Origin of the sequence: Pseudomonas sp. CFBP 8771 (assembly GCF_014841695.1) — a bacterium.
GTDB classification, from domain to species: domain Bacteria; phylum Pseudomonadota; class Gammaproteobacteria; order Pseudomonadales; family Pseudomonadaceae; genus Aquipseudomonas; species Aquipseudomonas baltica.
In genome coordinates this window covers 992687-1010416 of record NZ_JACYUJ010000001.1, presented here as the reverse complement: position 1 = coordinate 1010416, position 17730 = coordinate 992687, and the positions used below count along the sequence as shown (strand labels likewise).

Sequence of the window (17730 nt, the reverse complement as noted above, 5' to 3'; positions counted from 1 at the left end):
GCACCCTTTCCACCGAAGCAGTGCACTGGAAAAGCGCCTAGCTAGGAGGCGCTACACGCAGTGCTTGCTACGGTATTAGGCGCGTACCGCCATCACCCCTGCGTCCACATCCCAGATAGCGCCGGTCACCCAGGACGTTTTATCGGAGAGCAAAAAGAGGATGGTGTTGGCGACGTCTTCGGGAACACCCACTCGACCCAACGGGTGGAAATCATTCAGCGACTTCATCGCATCCGGGATTGCATCCTTGTCCATGAAGCCTTCATAGATCGAGGTGTGAACAATGCCAGGTGAAACGGCATTGACCCGGATACCTGAGTGAGCCAATTCAACTGCGAGGTTTCGGGTAACTGCATGCAGACCCGCCTTGGCCATCGAATAAGCAGTCGCAGGAGAGCCTGCCAGGGCGGCTTGGGCACCAATCGAACCAACGTTGACAATGGAACCTTCGCGTTTGGCGGCAAGCATGTTCTTGACCACAGCCTGAGTGATGAAGAATGTGGCGCGGTTCAGATCCAGGTACATGTCGTAGTCAGCCTCATCGTGCTCGATGAAAGGCTTGGGAATGAATATGCCTGCAGAGTTCACCATGAAACCAATGTCGCTATGGTTGGCATTGATCTCGTTGCGTACATGATTCATCCCTTCCTCCGTCATGAGGTTGGCAACGATCACGGATACGTTCCCCAGCGGACTCAGCTCGGCACGCACAGTCTCGGCTTTATCCTGTTTGCTGCCGGTGATAACCACGCTCCCGCCCGACTTCAAGAACTGGCGAGCTGTTTCCAAGCCCATGCCACTCGTGCCGCCGACGACCAACAGTTTTTTGCCTTTAAAAAAATCGTTCATTGCAGACTCCGTTTATCCAGATTTCATTGAGGGTGGCACCGGCAAGCAAACTGCCGGTGCACGCCTGGCTCGGATGTGACAAGGCTTGGGATCAGCCCTCACGCACTTCGAGGGTTGGCACCATGCGAATGGCTCTGGAGAAGTTTGCGTAGTTGACCGATGTCTTGAGCACCAAGTTGTGCAGCTCTTCCACACGCTCACGCGAGGCGTCGGTGTGCAGGCGAATGACAACACTGACTTCGTCGTAGCCTGGGTTAACGCTTTCGTCGATGCCCAGGAAGCCGCGCAGGTCGAGGGTGCCGTCAGTCTCGATCTCCAGGCTGTGAATTTTGATGCCCATCATCGCGGCATTGGCGGCATAGCCGACCGACATGCAGGCGTTGAGAGCAGCCATCAGCAGCTCCTGAGGGTTCGGCGCAGTGTTTTCACCCAGCAATTCATTTGGCTCGTCGGCAACGATTTCGAAATCACGCGAGTAGGTTTCACCGGCGAGGCTGTAGCGGCTTACTTTGGCCACGGAGCGGGTCTGGCCTTTCCACGCGGTCTTAACGTTGAAGCTGGCGTGGCGCTTGTTCGCATTCTCAGCAACACCTTGAGCAAACTGTTGCAGGGCAGCTACGTCAATACCGTTCAGGTTGTTAGTCATTTGGTAAATCCTCTAGGTTACGTAAGGTCGCTTGAATGAATCGCTGACCAAACAAACCTACCAACTAGATGGTTTGCTTGCAAGGAGTTTAGCCAAAATTCTTAAGCAGGTAGCTGTAGAGACCAGCATATTGGAGTGCGCATCGAGGCCTCTCCCCGCGAGTAAATCCAGGCTAATCAATGGGATAGGGCGATGACTGGTCAAGAATCAGAGAGATAGCGCGGGAGGAAATCAGCGGCTTCCACATCCGCTGAGCGGCTGTTTGAAAGGGAAATAACGATTAGAAAATGCTGACAGGGATGTGCTCTGTTCTTGCCCGAGCCGTGCAGTGCCAAGCCATACGCTGTCTTGGCACTGCACGATTTCAGTGGGTCTGCCCCGCGTGCAAATTTCTACCTACAGTAGCTTGAAAGTCTTTACGCGGTATCAGTGCTGCAGGAATGCCCTTCAACAAGAGAACAGCTCCGCATGCAAGTACAGCTGAGAAAATGCATAGGCCGTAGTTTATGGATCCGGTAGTGATCTTGATCCAACCGATCACAGCTGGACTGGTGAAACCGCCCAGCAAGCCAATGGAATTAATTGCGGCGATTCCACCTGCTGCCGCAGAACCGGACATGTAGGAGGTTGGAATTGTCCAGAAAACGGGCATCGCAGTGAGTATGCACGTAGCTGCTAGCGTGATCGCGCCCAAAGAAACCACCAAGCTTTGGCCGAACCACACAACCATTAAAAGCCCGATGCAACCACCGAACATACACACAGCCAAATGCCAACGGCGCTCCTGTTTCTTGTCAGAGTGTTTGCAAATCAAGATCATTCCAATTACGCCTACGATATAGGGTATTGCAGTCAGCAGGCCTATATTTACTGCGTCGGAAATTCCGTGCTCTCGAATCAGAGACGGCAACCAAAAGCTTATAATGTACAAGCTAGCCGAGATAGAGAAGTAAACAGCGCCGAGAATATAAAGTCGATAATCCTTCAGTGCTGCACCAAAATGATGAGTCTTCCCTTTATCACTTGAGTTCTCTTCCGCCAAGGCGTCAACAACAATGCTCTTCTCGCTGTTACTGAGCCAGCTGGCTTCGTTAGGACTATTCGAGAGCACAAAGAATACAGAGATACCCAATATAAGAGTGGGGATTGCCTCAATCACGAACATCCACTGCCAGCCCCGGTAGCCGAGCACACCATCCATGTGGGCTAGCAGCCAACCCGAAACGGGCCCGCCGATGATTCCTGCAACTGCGATTGCGGACATGAACATCGCAATGATTTTTCCCCTCATTGCAGACGGATACCAGAATGTCAGGTAAAGGACGATTCCTGGGAAGAACCCAGCCTCAAACGCACCTAGAAGAAATCGTGCAATATAGAATTGCATTGGTGTCTGGATAAACGCAAAGCTGCCCGAGATTAGTCCCCAAACAATCATGATGCGCATTAGCGTAAGCCGGGCGCCAATTTTCTCCAGAATCAGATTGCTAGGTATTTCGAACAGAAAATAGCCTAGGAAGAAAATTCCAGCACCCAACCCGTATACAGCGTCTGAAAAATTCAAATCCTGTTTTATATGAATGGCCGCAAATCCGATGTTCACACGATCAAGATAGGCGAAGACGTAACATATAAAAAGAAACGGAATTAGGCGGAGCGTGATTTTTCTGTAGATATCGGGCGCCTGCACGCAGCCATCCGCGTTACATTTCTCTTGGCCGCTCACAGCATTTGATTTATTCATGATGATGCCCACCTGAACCGAAAGGCATCAAAGAAGAGTGCGGTTTTGAGTTCGTAGGCTTGAAGATTCTTGTCGCTGTAAATTGAGAGGTTGTCATTTTTATTCTCCCGTTAGTTTGATTGCGAGGAGTGATCCCCCTCGCTTTAATTAGCTGTTACAAGCCTAGGTATCCTTTAAAAGCTCGAGCAGGGCGGGCTCGCATCATGTCTTCGATTGGATCACATCCCCAACCTGGAGTGTCAGGCACAACCATTGCGCCATTTTTGATCTCCGGTATATAACTAAAAAGATCCTTGTCCCACGCCAAGCGATCAATATCATGCTCCATGATCCTGAGGTTCGGAACCGCAGCCGCGAAGTGCACGTTCATCATTGTTGCTTGATGGCTATAAAAATTATGAGGCGCGACATTTACGTCTAGTGCATCGGCCACATGCGCAATCTTCATGGATTGCCACACTCCATTCCAAACTGCATCAATGATCGCAACGTCAACGGCTTGAGCTTGTAGATACGGTAGGAACTGACGTATGCCGAACAGCGTTTCGCAGGCTGCGACTGGTGCGTGGCTTTGCGAGCGTATGTATGCGAGGGCTTGGGGATTATAACTGTCCAGTTCTATCCAAAAAAAATCATAGTCACGCAGCGCTTTGATGATCTTCACGAACCCTTCAGTTTTGAAGTTGAAGTTTAAGTCGATCAAGAGCTCCGTGTCTGGGCCCGCACCTGCTATCAAGGCATCAAGGTGGGAGCGCACACTCGTGACCAGCTTCTTATCCAGGTTCAGGGAAGGCTCGTACGGGGCCGCGAATCCTGGCATCCACTGCCGAATACCGCGCTCGTCATGGACGAACAAATTTGTCTTAACCGCCGGGACTCCCAGCTCGCGTGCGTCCACGCCAGCCTGCGTAACCCCATCCAGATCGGTGATGACCGGACTGTAAAATTTTGGATGGTTGATGCGCCAGGTAGCGCAATGCGACCAGTACACAGGGATGCTATCTCTGTGCTTTCCGCCCAGAAGCTCGTAGCACGGTACTCCCAGCGCCTTCCCTTTGAGATCAAGAAGCGCATTCTCGAAAGCCCCGAGAGCTTCTGCCGCCAGTCCGTGGGGAGCTGGTCTCAAGGTCGCAGCAAGTGGGCCAATCACCGCTTCGTGACCCAAAACTGACTGCCCTATAAGTCTGGGCGCAATTTTTTCGATCACGCCAGTGAGGCCAGCGGGCCCGAATGCTTCATCGTACTCGGCCCACCCTACAGTCCCATCGTCAGCAACGATCTTGAGGTAATGGTAATTCCGCCAACCTGCGTCACAAGCAATAGTTTCGATCTGTTCAATACGCATTTTTATTGTTCTCCAAGGCCATATCGTCCAACAGTTAATTGTTAACAATCGACGAAATCGATCCTAGGCCCAAAGCTTTGGCTCGTCAACACCCTCTCGATGATCCCCATTCCCAGCGGGGACGGATGCTAGAAAAGCGAATAGTTAACTGTTGACAGCCACCACCTCGGTTGCCACTATCGTGGCATGAACCAGAAAAATGCCCTGTCCATTTCCGGCGAAAATATCGACCGCCGCAGCCTCGACCGTAAAGCAGCAGACTGCATCCGGGATGCCATAATTTCTGGACAGCTTCCCCTTGGGTCTCGTCTTACCGAGATCGGCTTGGCGACACAGGTCGGCCTATCCCGCTCGACGATACGAGCGGCTTTGCACCGGTTAAGCGGAGAAGGATTGGTGGTTCAGCACGCGTATACGGGGTGGGAGGTGTTTTCGCTCTCATCTCACGATGCGCGCGAACTGTACACCCTGCGGAGCTGCCTCGAAGGTCTGGCTGCCAGGCTTGCTGCGGAAACTATCGATGCGGTCGGTAAGACCACCTTGCTGGCAGCACTCAAGACTCTTGAGGTCGCAATTGAAGTCAAAGACTGGCGCGGGATTGCTGAGGCAGATCTGGCGGTGCACAAGCTGATCGTATCGATTGCCGGCCATCGTCGGCTTCTCGAACAGTACGCGCTGATCATTGATACAGTGTTACTCTATATCCTCCACACCAACAGGATGGTCGAGAGTGCAGAGTCGATCTACCCAGAACACAGGGCTTTAGTAGACGCAATTGTGTCTGGTGACAGCATTTTGGCTGAGCGCTTAGCGGCAGACCACGTCACTTCCCACGGACAAAGGCTTGCGAAATCCTTGGAGGCTACCGGGCATTGAGCTTGCCCTGCGTAGCTCTGAAGATCGAAATGTAACTGTGGCTTCTGGCCCTCTAACCGGTTTCATGCTGCGAGCGGAACTCACTGTCACCATAGACCGACCATCAGACTAAAAGCGCCAGCAGATCTCCGTTCAGGATTGCGTAACCAGCAACGCCTTATTGGATTGGCATCGAATCACGTGTAAAAGCTCACGGCCCCCTAGGCGAATCCTCGACTTCCTCTAGCCACCCCATCGTAATTTCAGATCGATCCTCCGCTCCCTCATTCCCTGACATCGAGTCAGGAATACCCGAGTTCATATCCAGTTCCGCCGTGTGGGCTACGTTCATCACGAACCAACCTGCCCAATCCGCCGAAGCATGCTCCACATCACCGCGTGCCCACCAACCCATCGCCGAAGCGCTGCCGAGGATGAACTTAGTCAAAAGGCGCTAAAAGACTACCTAATGGTAGACATTTAAAAAATGTAGATTAGTATGCGAAGGAAGCGATAGGAATCTCAGCCGACACTCACCCACAATCGTGGTCATCCGGAAGCTCGTATGAATACCTACAAGAATGCATCAACCCTTTTGGCCCACGCGTCAATTGACCCGGAGCAGCATCACGGTTTTGTGAATACACCTGTCTACCGAGGCTCCACCGTCGCGTTTCCCACATGTGAATCGATGCGTGAAGGGCGTCAGAAATACGCCTACGGACGCTGGAACAATCCCTCTACCGAGGCTCTCACCCAAGCCATCCAGCTTTTGGAAGGGGCAGAAGGCACTGTTCTATGCCCTTCAGGGCTCTCGGCTTGTACAACTGCCATACTTTCAGTAGTGGGAATGGGTGATCATATTTTGATCGCTGACAACGTGTATGCTCCTATCAGAGCCTTTTGTAAGCAGGTGGGTGAGCGTATGGGGATCGAAGTGTCGTTTTACGACCCCACGATAGGGTCAGGCATCAATGATCTCCTTCGATTCAATACCAGAGCCATCTACCTTGAATCGCCAGGCTCACTGACGTTAGAAATACAGGATATCCCAGCGATAGCCAAAGTTGCTCATGACAATGACATTCTCGTCATTGCAGATAATACATGGGGCACGCCGCTTTACTGCCAATCGTTAGAGCTTGGCGTAGACCTATCAATCATGGCAGCAACCAAATACATCGTTGGCCACTCAGACGCAGTTCTTGGCACCGTGTCCGCATCCAAACGTGCATGGGAGAGTCTTAAGCAATACCATTTCAGCATGGGTTTATTTGCTAGCCCTGACGATGTGACGCTAGCTCTTCGGGGAATGAGGACGCTTGATGTGCGACTGGAGCGACACTATATAAATGCAACAATAGTAGCCAAGTGGCTGGAGAGCCGAGAGGAAGTAACCGGGGTCTATTATCCTGCATTGGAGTCTCATCCCCAACACGAATTGTGGAAGCGAGATTTTAAAGGGGCATCTGGTTTGCTGTCGTTTACGACAACGCCTTCTTCGCAGTTAGCTGCTGACGCTATCCTGGACAGCCTATCGCTGTTTTCAATTGGTTACTCCTGGGGTGGCTTTGAAAGCTTGGCAATGATGGCAGATCCAAAGCCTGTCAGAAGCGCTACACGCTGGGAAATTGATGGTCATTTGATCCGACTCCACATTGGCCTTGAGGATCCATACGACCTTATCGCGGATCTTGAGAATGGCTTTGCGCAATTTAACAAGTTGCGTAGTCAGTAGTAGCTGATATTTCTTGAAAAGTGCATCAGGCACAGTTTCAACCGGACTGCGCTCCAAGACAGGTAATACCGTATTCGTTCAGTTAGGAGCGTTTGGTGCCGCAGCAAACAATTAAGAAGTTCTCTTTCAATGGCACCAGAAAAGTAATTCCCCTTACGATTCTGGCCATGCTAGCCTTTGCAGCCAACTCGCTACTATGCCGACTTGCACTCCGTCACACTGAAATAGATCCTACATCTTTTACACTGATACGGTTATTAAGCGGGGCTGTTATGCTCTGGGTCATTGTAGCAATTAAAGGTGTTCGCGCCCGCCGCTCTGGAACTTGGCTTGGTGCCTTCACATTATTTGTCTACGCTTTCGCTTTTTCATACGCGTACGTACATTTGGAAACTGGAGCAGGCGCACTCCTGCTGTTCGGTGCAGTACAACTCACCATGCTAGGATACGGGTACTACAAAGGCGAAAGGATGCAAGCCGTAGCGATTCTGGGCCTCGTACTCGCCATAGGAGGGCTGGTTGCCTTACTGCTCCCAGGAGCGACATCGCCTGCACCGGCTAGTGCTGCACTAATGGCGCTTTCAGGTGTTGCATGGGCCATCTACTCCTTAATTGGCAGGCAATCGAATGACCCGCTCGCTTCAAGCGCATGGAACTTCCTGAGATCCATCCCCTTCATGCTTTTGGCCTCAACACCTTTCCTAGGTCACCTGTCCATCGATCTTACAGGTGTTCTTTGTGCGATTGGTTCAGGCGCGATTGCTTCGGGACTAGGTTATGCGATTTGGTACGCAGCCTTGCGTACGCTTTCCTCATTCCAGGCCGCCTCCATCCAGCTGAGCGTTCCTGTATTAGCATCGCTGGCGGGAGCTCTAGTTTTAGACGAAAGCCTCACCTCTCGTTTAGTGATCACATCACTTGCCGTACTGGGAGGCATCGGTCTAATACTGAGCGGTAAACGTTCAGCGGAATCACGCCGGTGAAGAGCCTGCCAATAAGGCTCTCAATGCTTAGATTGAGGAGCTAAAAGCCCGGCCAGAATCAAATCAAACCCAGAAGACTTCTGATAATCATCGTTCATGGCCCACGAGACAAAGCTTGCACCCTCAAGAGTGTTCAGCATGAACCTCGACACCTTCGTAACATCCAGATCGGCTTTGAACTCACCCAACGCTTGGCCATGAGCAAGGTTCCCTTGGAGCCAGGTGAGATGGATTTCAAAAAAATCCTTGGTCAATGTCCGTAGACTTTCCGGCAGGGCCAAAAGCTCTGCGGCCAAAGCACCACAGAGGGGAAGCATTCCATTCTCACTGCTATTCGAGAACATCAAGGCAAAGGCTTTAAGTCGGTCGACGACGCAGGTATTTTCGTCATTGATAGCGTCTAGCTGATTTTTGAAACGAAACAGGTAGCTTTCGACGATGGCAACCGCCATGCCTTCCTTGGTAGGAAAGTGGTGGTGAATACTTGCCTTCTTGATACCGATGTCTTCTGCCAGATCGGCATAGCTGAAGGCCGCATAGCCCTTTGTGCGCAACAGGATTTCAGCGCTGGTCAAAAGGTCTGAACGTGTACTCATGATGCGGCATCCGAATTTGTCATCCGGACATCATAAATTAGTCACTCCTCATAAGACAGCTTTCGCAATGAGCAGCACCGCGCTACCTGATGTGTGAAGCGCTCTGAAATGCCAGCCACAACAGGTTAGCGGCTGTGAGCGTTCATTGCTGGCCGAGATCATCAAGCGATGTCGGTCGCCCAAGCTCCGCTTTGAAGAGACTGCTCGCTGCCCCCAGCGTCCTCACATGACTTTTGCGTCTCCAGGCACACGCGTAAAAGCTTGGAGTGCTGGGTAAAAATCGCTGAAGTCTGCGCTCAGCAGCTCATAGTTACCTTCTAGATGTTCGAACAACCCATCAAGGCCCTCTGGTCTGGAGAGGCGCTTCGAGATTACGCCCAGGCCATATCCAATCATTTCAATGTCTCTGTAGGCGCACAGCCAGTCCTCCGAGATCATCAAGGGCTCGACCTGCGCCAGTGACGAAGGAAGGTTAGGCTCTGCCTCCAAGATCCCGTAGATCTGCTGCGCGAAGTCATCCAGCGGGACGTTAGAGTATTGCTCCCAATCGCGCGCGAGGCAGTGGTCAAAAAACATATCGAGAGCGATCCCGGCATAGCGCCTTTTCTCGCTGGGAAATCGTGACAGCGCTCGCTTGACGACCCGGTGGGCGTCAGTGAATGCATCAATCGTGCGATGCAGCTGAATCGCCGCCTCAATTTTAGGAGAAAAGCGCCCTGCGAGTGGGCCTTTAACAAAGTCCCCGTAAAGGCTACCCAGGAGCTCGTCAGACGACTGCCCCCCAAGGTGCAGATGAGCCAAATAATTCATCCAATGCCCCTCCATGCAGGTAGCGGTCGACAGTCAAGATAGCAGACTCGCAAATGTCCTATCTACTAGATGGGTACGTCCCAGGGCTTTATCAACTTTGAACGTATTTTGAAGCTCATCCCCCTAAAGCTCTGCACATCGCCGCTAGCTCAGCTGAATCTGAGCTGCTCACTCACGAAGGTATTGAAATCATGAAAAGCGAACAGGTTGAAGGCGTTATAGAGAAGGTTGCCGGCAAAGCTCAAAGCGCAGTGGGAAAACTACTGGGTGATTCGAAGATTGAAGCCGAAGGTGCGGGACGCCAAGCTGCTGGCCAGCTGACTCAAACCTATGGCGATGCGCTTGATAGCGTGTCCAAATTCGCGAAAGAAAAACCAGTGGCTGCAATCGCGATTGGTGCAGTAGCCCTGCTGGTACTTAACCGGCTCCTGCGCCGCTGATCCAGGTTGATTCAGGCAGAAAGGACTCTCCAATAGAGAGCTGCCTCCTGCGCTCATCCTCCCGCCCGTTGATCCTGCCCATCGGTCGGCAACGGGGGCGGTTGTACCGATCCAAAGCCAATACCCCGTGATCGGCAGGGAAGTTTATCGTGACGTTACAGCATGATCTATTGGGCGCTCTGCCAACGGGTCTGCGAAATCACTGATCTTCGTGAAGACCGTCATCAGATAATGGCTCAAACGCCGTAGCGTTTGTTTCCTCCCGACGTTATGCAGTACCGACCACCGCGAGGCCCGATGCACACGTTGCCCGATGAACAAGGACAGGACGAGCCGTACGCGGGAATCTTTTGGCGAGAAGGCTGTACTGGCTGAGTCACTGGTTTGGGTTTCGAAACTACGTAGCAGCCCGACCCGCTGCAAAGGCTTTTCAACGAAAGCCATTGGGAAGACTGACTATCAGTGCTGATGCGCGCCCATTCATTCCGGGTCTCGAAGACCTGAACCTTTTCCCCACGCTTCAGCTTCGAGACGACCTTACCGCCTGGTTGATCCCGGACATTGAGATTATCAGCACTTACAAAGTGCTCAGTCGCAGAGGCAAGAGCCGGCGCAGAGGACTGAGCTGGCGAAATTGACGTTAGCGTATTTGGCGTGCTTGGGACGCTCGGTTGTACCGGCGCAGGAGGGGCGTCTTTCTTCCCCATTCCCCACAGAACCGCAAAAAGAATCAGAAGCGGGACAAACCATGGTTGGGACTTCTTGCGCATATCCATTGCTCTCATTCAGCACGTGTTACACAGCTGTCTTCCTGACCAACCTGACGTCATCAGCTATTGCGAGCTTAGCCAAGCTTCCACTTTTTGCAGCCTGTCCAGTTCCGAAAGCTTGGGCTTGCCAAGATCCAGTAATTCAAGTAGCCGACTTCTCGCCTCAAGGGATGGAAACCATTCGACGACCTCCACGTTGCAGTGCCTTGAATCACTGATCGCCCATTTCACTACCATGTCTGCTGCGGCTCTGTAGTGGTCAGCCATGAAGAGTCTTCTGTCCTCGACGAGCCAGCCACGCTCCTTCAGTTGTTCGGTCACGTCAGTGATGCCCGTGTCGCCAAAAAACGCATCGGTGTCTGGATAGTGAATCCCTGCAAGCGACACCTTTGCAACGCCCGAATCTCGGTCGAAGTAAGACAGGAAATGCCATCCACCAGTGGTGCACCCTGAGTGAGGGAAATTGATAGCGGCCTTACCAGTTATGTAGTGCAGGCGAGAAACGCGTCTGAAGCCAAAATCGAAGAGTGGCTGGGTCATGAGTAGGCTCGCTTCCTTCGTTTAGAGACCTACCGTAGGCCGCTACTCGCCAGCCGTAAAGAGGCGATAGGTACGTTCAGCATGATCTGGCTCTTCACTATCTCCGTGCTCAGGCCGGCAGCAGGGAGTATGCGATTCCAGGTCGTATAGTTCAGTAAATCGATTGCACGCTGAACAAGCAAGGGGCCTCCATAGGAATCATGTCGACCAGCTAGGAGCAGGCGATACTCTGATCGCTCTGTCCGTGATTGGGCGCTTCTACGGTATCCTCAAGACTTGATCCAAGACGGCTGTGTCACGCTCGGCAGGATGGACGAGCTGAAAGCACTGAGCTATGTTCGCTTGCAAGAGAAACGCGAGACCCCGCGATGACTCAGGAAAGGAATCGACGCGATGATTTATCAATGCAATGGATGCAGCAGGACTACTTTCGAGACGGCATGTCCATGGTGCATGGGCTCCCAGGTTTCTCCATCATCAGAGCTCACTCTGCGACACCTCACACCGCTGGATCCTTCGTTCTACCCTGATTTTCAGTACAGATCTAAAGGTTTGATTCAGGACTTCTTTGGTAAGAAGAAAGAGCAAGCCCAGCTCAACGACCTCTTGAACAATGTCTTGAGAAAATACGCGGAGCTGAAGCATCCATATTTCACAAACTTCATCCACACGACCCGCGAGAGTGCAGGTAGCGGTGATGACGCCGGCGTGCCTGGCCCACGCTTGGATGGTGTCTATAGCGAAAGAGAACTGTTCAGGGAGGTTTTAATTCGCAAAGGCTTTGATGAGCTCGAAGGCCTTCCATCTCTCATGGACAAGCTGTTGCAAACAACCGCCTTCAACTCAGTCTACCTGGGTTTTTCGAGAGAACTCACGCGCCACATCCGTGCAGACCTGGCCGACACCTTACGCTTTTGGATTGAAGAGGCTGGGACGACGTTTAGGTCTGATCTGGCTCTGTTCTATTACTACCTGTGGGAAAATGACATTACATTCCCAAATGTCCAATGCAATCCCCAAGCGGCTTCGACATCTGGTGTGCCACTTCTCCCGCTACAGGTATTTAGGACTGGCCTGAGCCTCTGCGAGGAGATCTATTTCGACATTCTCGTGGAGCGGCTAGGGTCTCGGCTGGAGCATTTCAACCCTAATCAGTTCATCACTATGTACCTGGTAGATGCCATGGATGGGTTTCAGTTTGAAGCCTTCCTGGTTGAGATCTTCCAGACCATTGGCTATGACGTTAAAGAGACGAAGAAAACTGCTGACCAGGGCGCCGATCTTTTCGTTACCCGGTTCGGTAAAAACATGGTGATCCAGGCAAAAAACTATTCGGGCTCTGTAAACAACGCAGCAGTGCAGCAAGCAATCTCTGCTAAAGCCTTCTACGGATGTGACGAAGCGATGGTCGTCACTAACTCCTATTACACGAAATCAGCGAAGGAGTTGGCCAGCACTGCGGGCGTGCGACTAATCGACCGCGATGGGCTCCAGAGCTATCTTGATGACTACAACCAGAAGCTTATTGAGGTCTTCCAGGCTGAAGAAGGAGCATAACCTCAACTTAATCCAATACATCAACCAAAAACAACGCAACGGAGATGCGCTATGACAGCAGATGCTTTTTGGAAGCCATTTGAAGTAGAGATAAAGGACTTCGACGGCCTGGTGCAGGTTATTAATCAGGTGATGGACAAAGCAGTAGAGAAAAACATAAATTTCGCTTGGCGCGGGCAAGTCGACGCTAGTTGGGCACTACATAGTTCTCTGTACCGCAGAATGAATATTACTCGAGATAGGGTTCTTCCAGAAGATGATATTGAAAGGGCTGAAGGGGAAATACTCGTTGAATTACATCGGTGGGGTCTCCATTCATCCAATCATGGTGGCAGGCTATCAGTGCTAAAGCAACTCGCTATGCTGCAGCACTATGGTGCGCCTACGAGGTTAATTGACATTACGTTCAATGCTTGGGTTGGTGTATGGTTTGCAGTAGAGGAAAAATGGAGTAACGGAGTTCTGAATGAAGACGTGGACTCCAGGCTTTTTGCATTCGATATTACAGACAGACTGATCAATGAGAAGGCAGAGTTTAGGCCTTGGGAAGACTCCTATCATCGACCATGGAAGAGTGGTGCCATCGACGATCTAGATAGAAAGGAGTGGACTACGTCAGTTTACGCCTGGAAGCCTTCGAGTTTGGATGCACGAATTGCAGCTCAAAATGGAGGCTTCCTTTTTGGAGGTGTTCCTGCAAGTAGTAAGCCGGATAATAAAAAGTTTCAGTTCCCCAAATCCCCCAATTGTAACGATGGATGGTGGTCGATTGAGGAGGGGCGAAAAGCCTGTTGTATTGCTGCCAGGCCTCATGTTTTTGAATCGATTAAAGGTAAACGTCCTGGGCCGGGTGCACTTTACACTTTTAGGATTAGGGCAGCTGCTAAGGCGGACATAAGGCAGCGACTGGAAAAACTATTTGGGTATAAGCACGCGACTATATATCCTGATTTTTCTGGTTTTGCCTCATTTGCTGCCCCCCACATAAAAAGCTATTAGTTTTTCAATCATGATGCGTCTGCTTTTAGTTTGTTGGGCTTGGTAAGTATGAAAAATTATAATTCGACTCACCCTAGCTTTAGCAGCCGGCGCGCAGGCCACTATGGTCAAACCCAAACCCAAACCCAAACCCAAACCCAAACCCAAACACGGGCGACGTTGCCAAGTTCAGCATCCGAACAGGGCTTCAGTCAGTGCGATGCAATGTCACCACGCTGTTTAATAATGCTCCTTGGGGCTAATGATGTGATGCTTATGTCTCCATGCGGGTTTTATCGCTCAAGGTAAGGATGGGATATGTCAGGGATACGGCAGCACTTCATTCCAAAGTTTTTGCAGAAGGGGTTCAGATCTACATGTAATGGCAAGATAGTCCGGTGTTGGGTATACGAAAAGAATAAGCCCCCCAGATCCGCGAATATTCAGGACGTGGGACTTGAGAGGTATTTCTATGCCGTTGACGGTGAGCCAGATCTTGACGATAAGATTACAGACGCGGAACAGGACGTATACGCACCTTTGGTAGACCACCTACGTGCCGGCAACCTCAACGCTGCCGTGATCGAGAACATTCCAGGATTGTTGGCTCACTTAGAAATCAGAAGCCGCCACGTCCGCCTGAATATGCAAAACATGGTCGATGAGTGCGCCACCCGCGTCCTTGATCATCTCTCCGATCCTGTAAACATCGGCGCGTTGAGCAGAAAGCATTTCAGACCAGACTCAGCCATCTTTGACAAGGCTTTGGCCGAGCAAGGCATCAGTCAGCAGCAGATTCAGGCTTTGCTCGCCATGGATGAATCAGCGCTTGAACGGATATTCGAACCCCTCGTAGATAATTTTGCATCTCTGATTCCAGCCCATTTGAGTCGTATCAAGTCCGCGATTCCCAACATGATAAAAGGTAGCCATGTCCGCATGCTTAACGAGTCTATCTCGCCAGCCGCGCGCGCCTATCGCTTCAGCTCGCTTCACTATGCATTTCACAAATTTGAGCCTGGCGATCTTCCTTTGGGGGACTCTGTCCTTCTGTTTCATGTTAGCGGTGAGCGATCCTTCAAGCCATTTTTGGACAAGGATGATGAGCTTGTTCACGTGGTGCTGCCACTTGCGTCAGACAGATACCTTCTGGGGGCAAAAGATGCGGCTCGTTCATTGCCTCCCCACAAATTGCCACTGGAAATAGCTAGGTGCTCAATGCGGTATTTCATCTGCGCACATCAGAACGATCAAGCTGCCGATCTTCAAGCGGAGATAGGGAGCAATGCCAGCTGGCTTTCACCGAGAGAGATGAGCACGTTACTGGGCGAAGTGCTCCTAGGGTTTACGGCTGCGCAAAGGACGCCAAACCGCTGACCTGTACAGGAAACGCTGCAGTTGGATTACCAGCCTCCCGCAACGCGCAAGAGAGTGGCAGAGTAAGTAGCTGGACGTGGGGTACAAATATTCTCTAAGGCATCAGGACGCCATAGCCTCCCGTCACCAAGCCCTAGCGACCGTGGATTTTGATAAGAAGAGCGCGGCGGCAGTTTCGCGCTGAGTGAGACCTCTAGCTTTGCATGCCTGAATGGCAGCAGTCCGGTCGTCCCTGGCGGCGTTCTTGGCTTGCTGTCCTCCCAGTTCAAGCTGTCGAGCCAATTCTGCATGCCCGCCGAGACGACCAAACTCGTTCAAATCAGATTTGATCCTTTCCAGGATGGAATCCGTCGACGCCTCTTGGTCAGCAGACTGCAGCAGAACCATGAGCGTGGACGGTTCCACCTTCAGCGTTTCAGCCAACAGGACGAGCATCTCTAGACTGATATTTGAAAAGCCGGCTTCGAGCTTGTAGAGGTGCTTTCGATCAGCGGGCAATTCCGCCTGGCTTACACCCTTCAGCGTTCTAAGAGCGCGGATCACAGCCGCGAGTGCGGAGCGGGGTAGCATAAGACAGCTCCAAGAAATGGAGCATGAAGTCAGATTGCCATGCCCCACTCTACGGTCTATAGTCCCCCTTGTGGGGCTGGCACCGGTGCGCGGGACGTCTGGAACGATACTTCCAGCTTGGCTGATCAACCTGGTGCGGCTGCTTCAAATTTTACGAATGGCTAAATTCATAGGATATGTAGTGATTAAATTCGACTGCGCTAAAGTCTCTGGGAAGCTTGATTATGTCAAAGTGACTAATCGCATGAACAAAGGGATTAAAGCGACCGTGAGTCTTGATGGTCAGAAAATACCCAACATCCAGATGGAGACAGAGTTCTTCGAGGAATTGAATGAGGGTGACAACGTCACGCTGTACACCATCGTCAAAAACTCTAAAAGTAAAGAAAAGAATTTTGGCGTTTTATACGGCTTTGAGAACGGTAGCGGTGTGAAAAATTTCGCTACCAAGTATCGCTTGCAGGTACCATTTTTACTTCTTATCTATGCATTCATAGCTTTCGCAGTAGTGTTCGTTGTTGGATGGCCGATTTCACTTTACTTACTCCTGTTTCTACATTTGGCAGAGCCGGGCAGCGGTCTCACCCAAATCACGACTTGGGCTTTTGTAGAAGCCTGCTTGGCTGCAGCATTTTTCCTGCACGCTGCTTGGCGAATGCTTAATGCCACATCTGATCCTAAATCTTGGACGGCCATGGATCCTGCAACGCTGTCCAGTCGTTTTAGCAAACTCCATAAGTGAGGGAGTCGGGCGGATTTCATCAACGCCCTTAAGCACTTCCATTTGTTACTACCTATCGCAAGCGGAGCGCGCAGGCGTGCAGGATGAGCGCCCGGAGGGCCGAGACACGGCTTGCTATGGCTCGGTTCACGCCACCCATCCGCCGTTAGGCGGCACGCCGTTGTCGCTACTCGGCTTTGAACCACCTCAGAGGAGCCTGCAATGGCCAGTAAGGAGCTCAGCGAGCTTGAGAGAGCAAGACGAAGGACTCTCTGGGCACTTGCCAGCCTCCATCCAGGTGATTCAATGGCACTTGATGTCTTAGCCATCCTTGACGATGTCGACGGCCAGGAGCGAAGCAGCTCAGCCTGCACCCATTGGCCACTTAAGCTGAACGAGGTTCGTGACGTTGTCCGTATAAAAAGCCATCCCTCCGGCATCGATATTGTCTTGGAATTAGAAATCCCGCAGCCCTGGAGAGAGCGCTTTCTGCAGGCCAGCGTTGGATCAACGCGACTCCCCGAAGGCCCATATGCGCACGACTGGCAGAAATTTCTGGTTGAGTGGGAGCGTGAGATGCAGCACCTGCACAATCACCGAGTAGCGAAGGCAGCTCGCGGCTAAATCGACTGGCCCGGCTTAGCTGGAATCGCTATCTCCAGACAGGAGCATCAAGGTGGAATGTCCTGCTTTTTTCATCGATTTCGAGGCCTCGGGAATAGCCCCTGATAGCTATCCCATCGAAGTCGCGGTCGTGTCGCGTGACACCTCTTTCAGCTCTCTGATCAAGCCTGCTCGCTACTGGACGCACTGGTCGTTTGATGCCCAAGACATGCATGGCCTCTGTCAGGATCAGTTGCATCAGCAAGGTGATCCCGCCGACGTCGTGGCGAGGCATATGAACCAGTTGTTCTCAGGGCAGATGCTTTGCAGCGACTCACCTCAAGACGGATTCTGGCTCGATGTTCTTTACGAAGCAGCAGACCTGTTGCCCACCTTCCAACTGAAGCCTCTGGAGGTGTTTGTAGGGCGGGAAGCTGCCAGTGAGATCTACCGCCTACTGCCAACAATCAAGCACCATCGCGCCCTCGACGACGCGAGCGCTTTGATGAGTGCCTGCCGCGCGTTTTTCTAAGGTTGAGCCTTGAAAGAGGTGGTTGTCACTTCCTGCTATACCCATTAACTCGCGAGACATTACCTGGGGGAATGAA

The 17730-nt window shown here is 51.7% G+C and carries 19 protein-coding genes; 10 read left to right on the top strand and 9 right to left on the bottom strand.

Annotated elements, in window-relative coordinates; genetic code table 11:
• Nucleotides 1–75: 75 nt before the first annotated feature.
• The 4 genes from IFT80_RS04465 to IFT80_RS04450 all read right to left on the bottom strand — a co-directional run bounded on the left by IFT80_RS04465 (nucleotide 76) and on the right by IFT80_RS04450 (nucleotide 4584).
• Entirely contained in the window at nucleotides 76–849 is a 774-nt protein-coding gene (locus IFT80_RS04465; RefSeq protein ID WP_192051342.1) for an SDR family NAD(P)-dependent oxidoreductase, read from the bottom strand.
• Nucleotides 850–940: 91 nt separating this feature from the next.
• On the bottom strand, nucleotides 941–1495 hold the full coding sequence (locus tag IFT80_RS04460) for an OsmC family protein (protein ID WP_192052840.1): 555 nt from the start codon (nucleotides 1493–1495) through the stop codon (nucleotides 941–943).
• 364 nt (nucleotides 1496–1859) lie between these two features.
• Entirely contained in the window at nucleotides 1860–3239 is a 1380-nt protein-coding gene (locus IFT80_RS04455; protein WP_122797578.1) for an MFS transporter, read from the bottom strand.
• Between the two features lie 154 nt (nucleotides 3240–3393).
• Entirely contained in the window at nucleotides 3394–4584 is a 1191-nt protein-coding gene (locus IFT80_RS04450; protein WP_192136845.1) for a mandelate racemase/muconate lactonizing enzyme family protein, read from the bottom strand.
• A 186-nt stretch (nucleotides 4585–4770) separates the two neighbouring features.
• On the opposite strand from IFT80_RS04450, the gene IFT80_RS04445 reads away from it, so the two are divergent.
• The 3 genes from IFT80_RS04445 to IFT80_RS04435 all read left to right on the top strand — a co-directional run bounded on the left by IFT80_RS04445 (nucleotide 4771) and on the right by IFT80_RS04435 (nucleotide 8160).
• The gene (locus tag IFT80_RS04445; protein ID WP_192051347.1) at nucleotides 4771–5460 is read left to right on the top strand and encodes a GntR family transcriptional regulator; all 690 of its coding nucleotides are present in this window, start codon (nucleotides 4771–4773) and stop codon (nucleotides 5458–5460) included.
• A 544-nt stretch (nucleotides 5461–6004) separates the two neighbouring features.
• A complete protein-coding gene (gene metC / locus IFT80_RS04440) occupies nucleotides 6005–7177 on the top strand; it encodes a cystathionine beta-lyase (protein ID WP_192051349.1) in 1173 nt (390 codons plus the stop codon).
• Between the two features lie 95 nt (nucleotides 7178–7272).
• Nucleotides 7273–8160: an EamA family transporter gene (locus IFT80_RS04435; RefSeq protein WP_192051351.1), complete on the top strand. Its 888-nt coding sequence runs from the start codon at nucleotides 7273–7275 to the stop codon at nucleotides 8158–8160.
• A gap of 20 nt (nucleotides 8161–8180) precedes the next feature.
• Here the strand turns inward: IFT80_RS04435 and IFT80_RS04430 are convergent, their stop codons facing one another.
• Both IFT80_RS04430 and IFT80_RS04425 read right to left on the bottom strand, forming a co-directional pair.
• On the bottom strand, nucleotides 8181–8756 hold the full coding sequence (locus IFT80_RS04430) for a TetR/AcrR family transcriptional regulator (RefSeq protein ID WP_192051353.1): 576 nt from the start codon (nucleotides 8754–8756) through the stop codon (nucleotides 8181–8183).
• A 222-nt stretch (nucleotides 8757–8978) separates the two neighbouring features.
• Nucleotides 8979–9566, bottom strand: coding sequence for an acyl carrier protein phosphodiesterase (locus IFT80_RS04425; protein WP_192051355.1), 588 nt, complete (start codon nucleotides 9564–9566; stop codon nucleotides 8979–8981).
• A gap of 191 nt (nucleotides 9567–9757) precedes the next feature.
• Here IFT80_RS04425 and IFT80_RS04420 point away from each other — a divergent pair, with 191 nt between their 5' ends.
• Complete coding sequence (locus IFT80_RS04420; protein WP_192051357.1) at nucleotides 9758–10006, top strand: CsbD family protein; 249 nt, start codon at nucleotides 9758–9760, stop codon at nucleotides 10004–10006.
• A 236-nt stretch (nucleotides 10007–10242) separates the two neighbouring features.
• Here the strand turns inward: IFT80_RS04420 and IFT80_RS04415 are convergent, their stop codons facing one another.
• Together IFT80_RS04415 and IFT80_RS04410 are read right to left on the bottom strand one after the other, a co-directional pair.
• Nucleotides 10243–10713: an SH3 domain-containing protein gene (locus tag IFT80_RS04415; protein ID WP_192053413.1), complete on the bottom strand. Its 471-nt coding sequence runs from the start codon at nucleotides 10711–10713 to the stop codon at nucleotides 10243–10245.
• Nucleotides 10714–10839: 126 nt separating this feature from the next.
• Entirely contained in the window at nucleotides 10840–11316 is a 477-nt protein-coding gene (locus IFT80_RS04410) for a hypothetical protein (protein ID WP_192052844.1), read from the bottom strand.
• Nucleotides 11317–11709: 393 nt separating this feature from the next.
• Here IFT80_RS04410 and IFT80_RS04405 point away from each other — a divergent pair, with 393 nt between their 5' ends.
• From IFT80_RS04405 to IFT80_RS04395, 3 genes are all read left to right on the top strand, one after another.
• Nucleotides 11710–12873: a restriction endonuclease gene (locus IFT80_RS04405; RefSeq protein WP_192136844.1), complete on the top strand. Its 1164-nt coding sequence runs from the start codon at nucleotides 11710–11712 to the stop codon at nucleotides 12871–12873.
• 51 nt (nucleotides 12874–12924) lie between these two features.
• The gene (locus IFT80_RS04400) at nucleotides 12925–13872 is read left to right on the top strand and encodes an FRG domain-containing protein (protein WP_192052847.1); all 948 of its coding nucleotides are present in this window, start codon (nucleotides 12925–12927) and stop codon (nucleotides 13870–13872) included.
• Between the two features lie 297 nt (nucleotides 13873–14169).
• Nucleotides 14170–15228, top strand: a complete 1059-nt coding sequence (locus IFT80_RS04395; RefSeq protein WP_192052849.1) for a DUF4238 domain-containing protein — start codon at nucleotides 14170–14172, stop codon at nucleotides 15226–15228.
• A gap of 123 nt (nucleotides 15229–15351) precedes the next feature.
• On the opposite strand, the gene IFT80_RS04390 is transcribed toward IFT80_RS04395, so the two are convergent.
• Nucleotides 15352–15798 (bottom strand): helix-turn-helix domain-containing protein, encoded by a 447-nt coding sequence (locus tag IFT80_RS04390; RefSeq protein ID WP_192136843.1) that lies wholly within the window; start codon nucleotides 15796–15798, stop codon nucleotides 15352–15354.
• 70 nt (nucleotides 15799–15868) lie between these two features.
• Between IFT80_RS04390 and IFT80_RS04385 the strand changes: the two genes are divergently transcribed.
• The 3 genes from IFT80_RS04385 to IFT80_RS04375 all read left to right on the top strand — a co-directional run bounded on the left by IFT80_RS04385 (nucleotide 15869) and on the right by IFT80_RS04375 (nucleotide 17654).
• Nucleotides 15869–16540, top strand: coding sequence for a hypothetical protein (locus tag IFT80_RS04385; RefSeq protein ID WP_342214331.1), 672 nt, complete (start codon nucleotides 15869–15871; stop codon nucleotides 16538–16540).
• A 285-nt stretch (nucleotides 16541–16825) separates the two neighbouring features.
• A complete protein-coding gene (locus IFT80_RS04380) occupies nucleotides 16826–17143 on the top strand; it encodes a hypothetical protein (RefSeq protein WP_342214330.1) in 318 nt (105 codons plus the stop codon).
• Between the two features lie 52 nt (nucleotides 17144–17195).
• Nucleotides 17196–17654 (top strand): hypothetical protein, encoded by a 459-nt coding sequence (locus tag IFT80_RS04375; protein WP_192136841.1) that lies wholly within the window; start codon nucleotides 17196–17198, stop codon nucleotides 17652–17654.
• Nucleotides 17655–17730 lie beyond the last annotated feature (76 nt).

Bases quoted from the DNA above. Each gene is read 5' to 3' on its own strand.
- IFT80_RS04380 (WP_342214330.1), top strand. From the start codon at position 16,826: ATGGCACTTGATGTCTTAGCCATCCTTGACGATGTCGACGGCCAGGAG.
- IFT80_RS04455 (WP_122797578.1), bottom strand. From the start codon at position 3,239: ATGAATAAATCAAATGCTGTGAGCGGCCAAGAGAAATGTAACGCGGAT.
- IFT80_RS04415 (WP_192053413.1), bottom strand. From the start codon at position 10,713: ATGGGGAAGAAAGACGCCCCTCCTGCGCCGGTACAACCGAGCGTCCCA.
- IFT80_RS04405 (WP_192136844.1), top strand. From the start codon at position 11,710: ATGATTTATCAATGCAATGGATGCAGCAGGACTACTTTCGAGACGGCA.
- metC (WP_192051349.1), top strand. From the start codon at position 6,005: ATGAATACCTACAAGAATGCATCAACCCTTTTGGCCCACGCGTCAATT.
- IFT80_RS04430 (WP_192051353.1), bottom strand. From the start codon at position 8,756: ATGAGTACACGTTCAGACCTTTTGACCAGCGCTGAAATCCTGTTGCGC.
- IFT80_RS04445 (WP_192051347.1), top strand. From the start codon at position 4,771: ATGAACCAGAAAAATGCCCTGTCCATTTCCGGCGAAAATATCGACCGC.
- IFT80_RS04390 (WP_192136843.1), bottom strand. From the start codon at position 15,798: ATGCTACCCCGCTCCGCACTCGCGGCTGTGATCCGCGCTCTTAGAACG.
- IFT80_RS04395 (WP_192052849.1), top strand. From the start codon at position 14,170: ATGTCAGGGATACGGCAGCACTTCATTCCAAAGTTTTTGCAGAAGGGG.
- IFT80_RS04460 (WP_192052840.1), bottom strand. From the start codon at position 1,495: ATGACTAACAACCTGAACGGTATTGACGTAGCTGCCCTGCAACAGTTT.
- IFT80_RS04425 (WP_192051355.1), bottom strand. From the start codon at position 9,566: ATGAATTATTTGGCTCATCTGCACCTTGGGGGGCAGTCGTCTGACGAG.
- IFT80_RS04450 (WP_192136845.1), bottom strand. From the start codon at position 4,584: ATGCGTATTGAACAGATCGAAACTATTGCTTGTGACGCAGGTTGGCGG.
- IFT80_RS04400 (WP_192052847.1), top strand. From the start codon at position 12,925: ATGACAGCAGATGCTTTTTGGAAGCCATTTGAAGTAGAGATAAAGGAC.
- IFT80_RS04410 (WP_192052844.1), bottom strand. From the start codon at position 11,316: ATGACCCAGCCACTCTTCGATTTTGGCTTCAGACGCGTTTCTCGCCTG.
- IFT80_RS04465 (WP_192051342.1), bottom strand. From the start codon at position 849: ATGAACGATTTTTTTAAAGGCAAAAAACTGTTGGTCGTCGGCGGCACG.
- IFT80_RS04420 (WP_192051357.1), top strand. From the start codon at position 9,758: ATGAAAAGCGAACAGGTTGAAGGCGTTATAGAGAAGGTTGCCGGCAAA.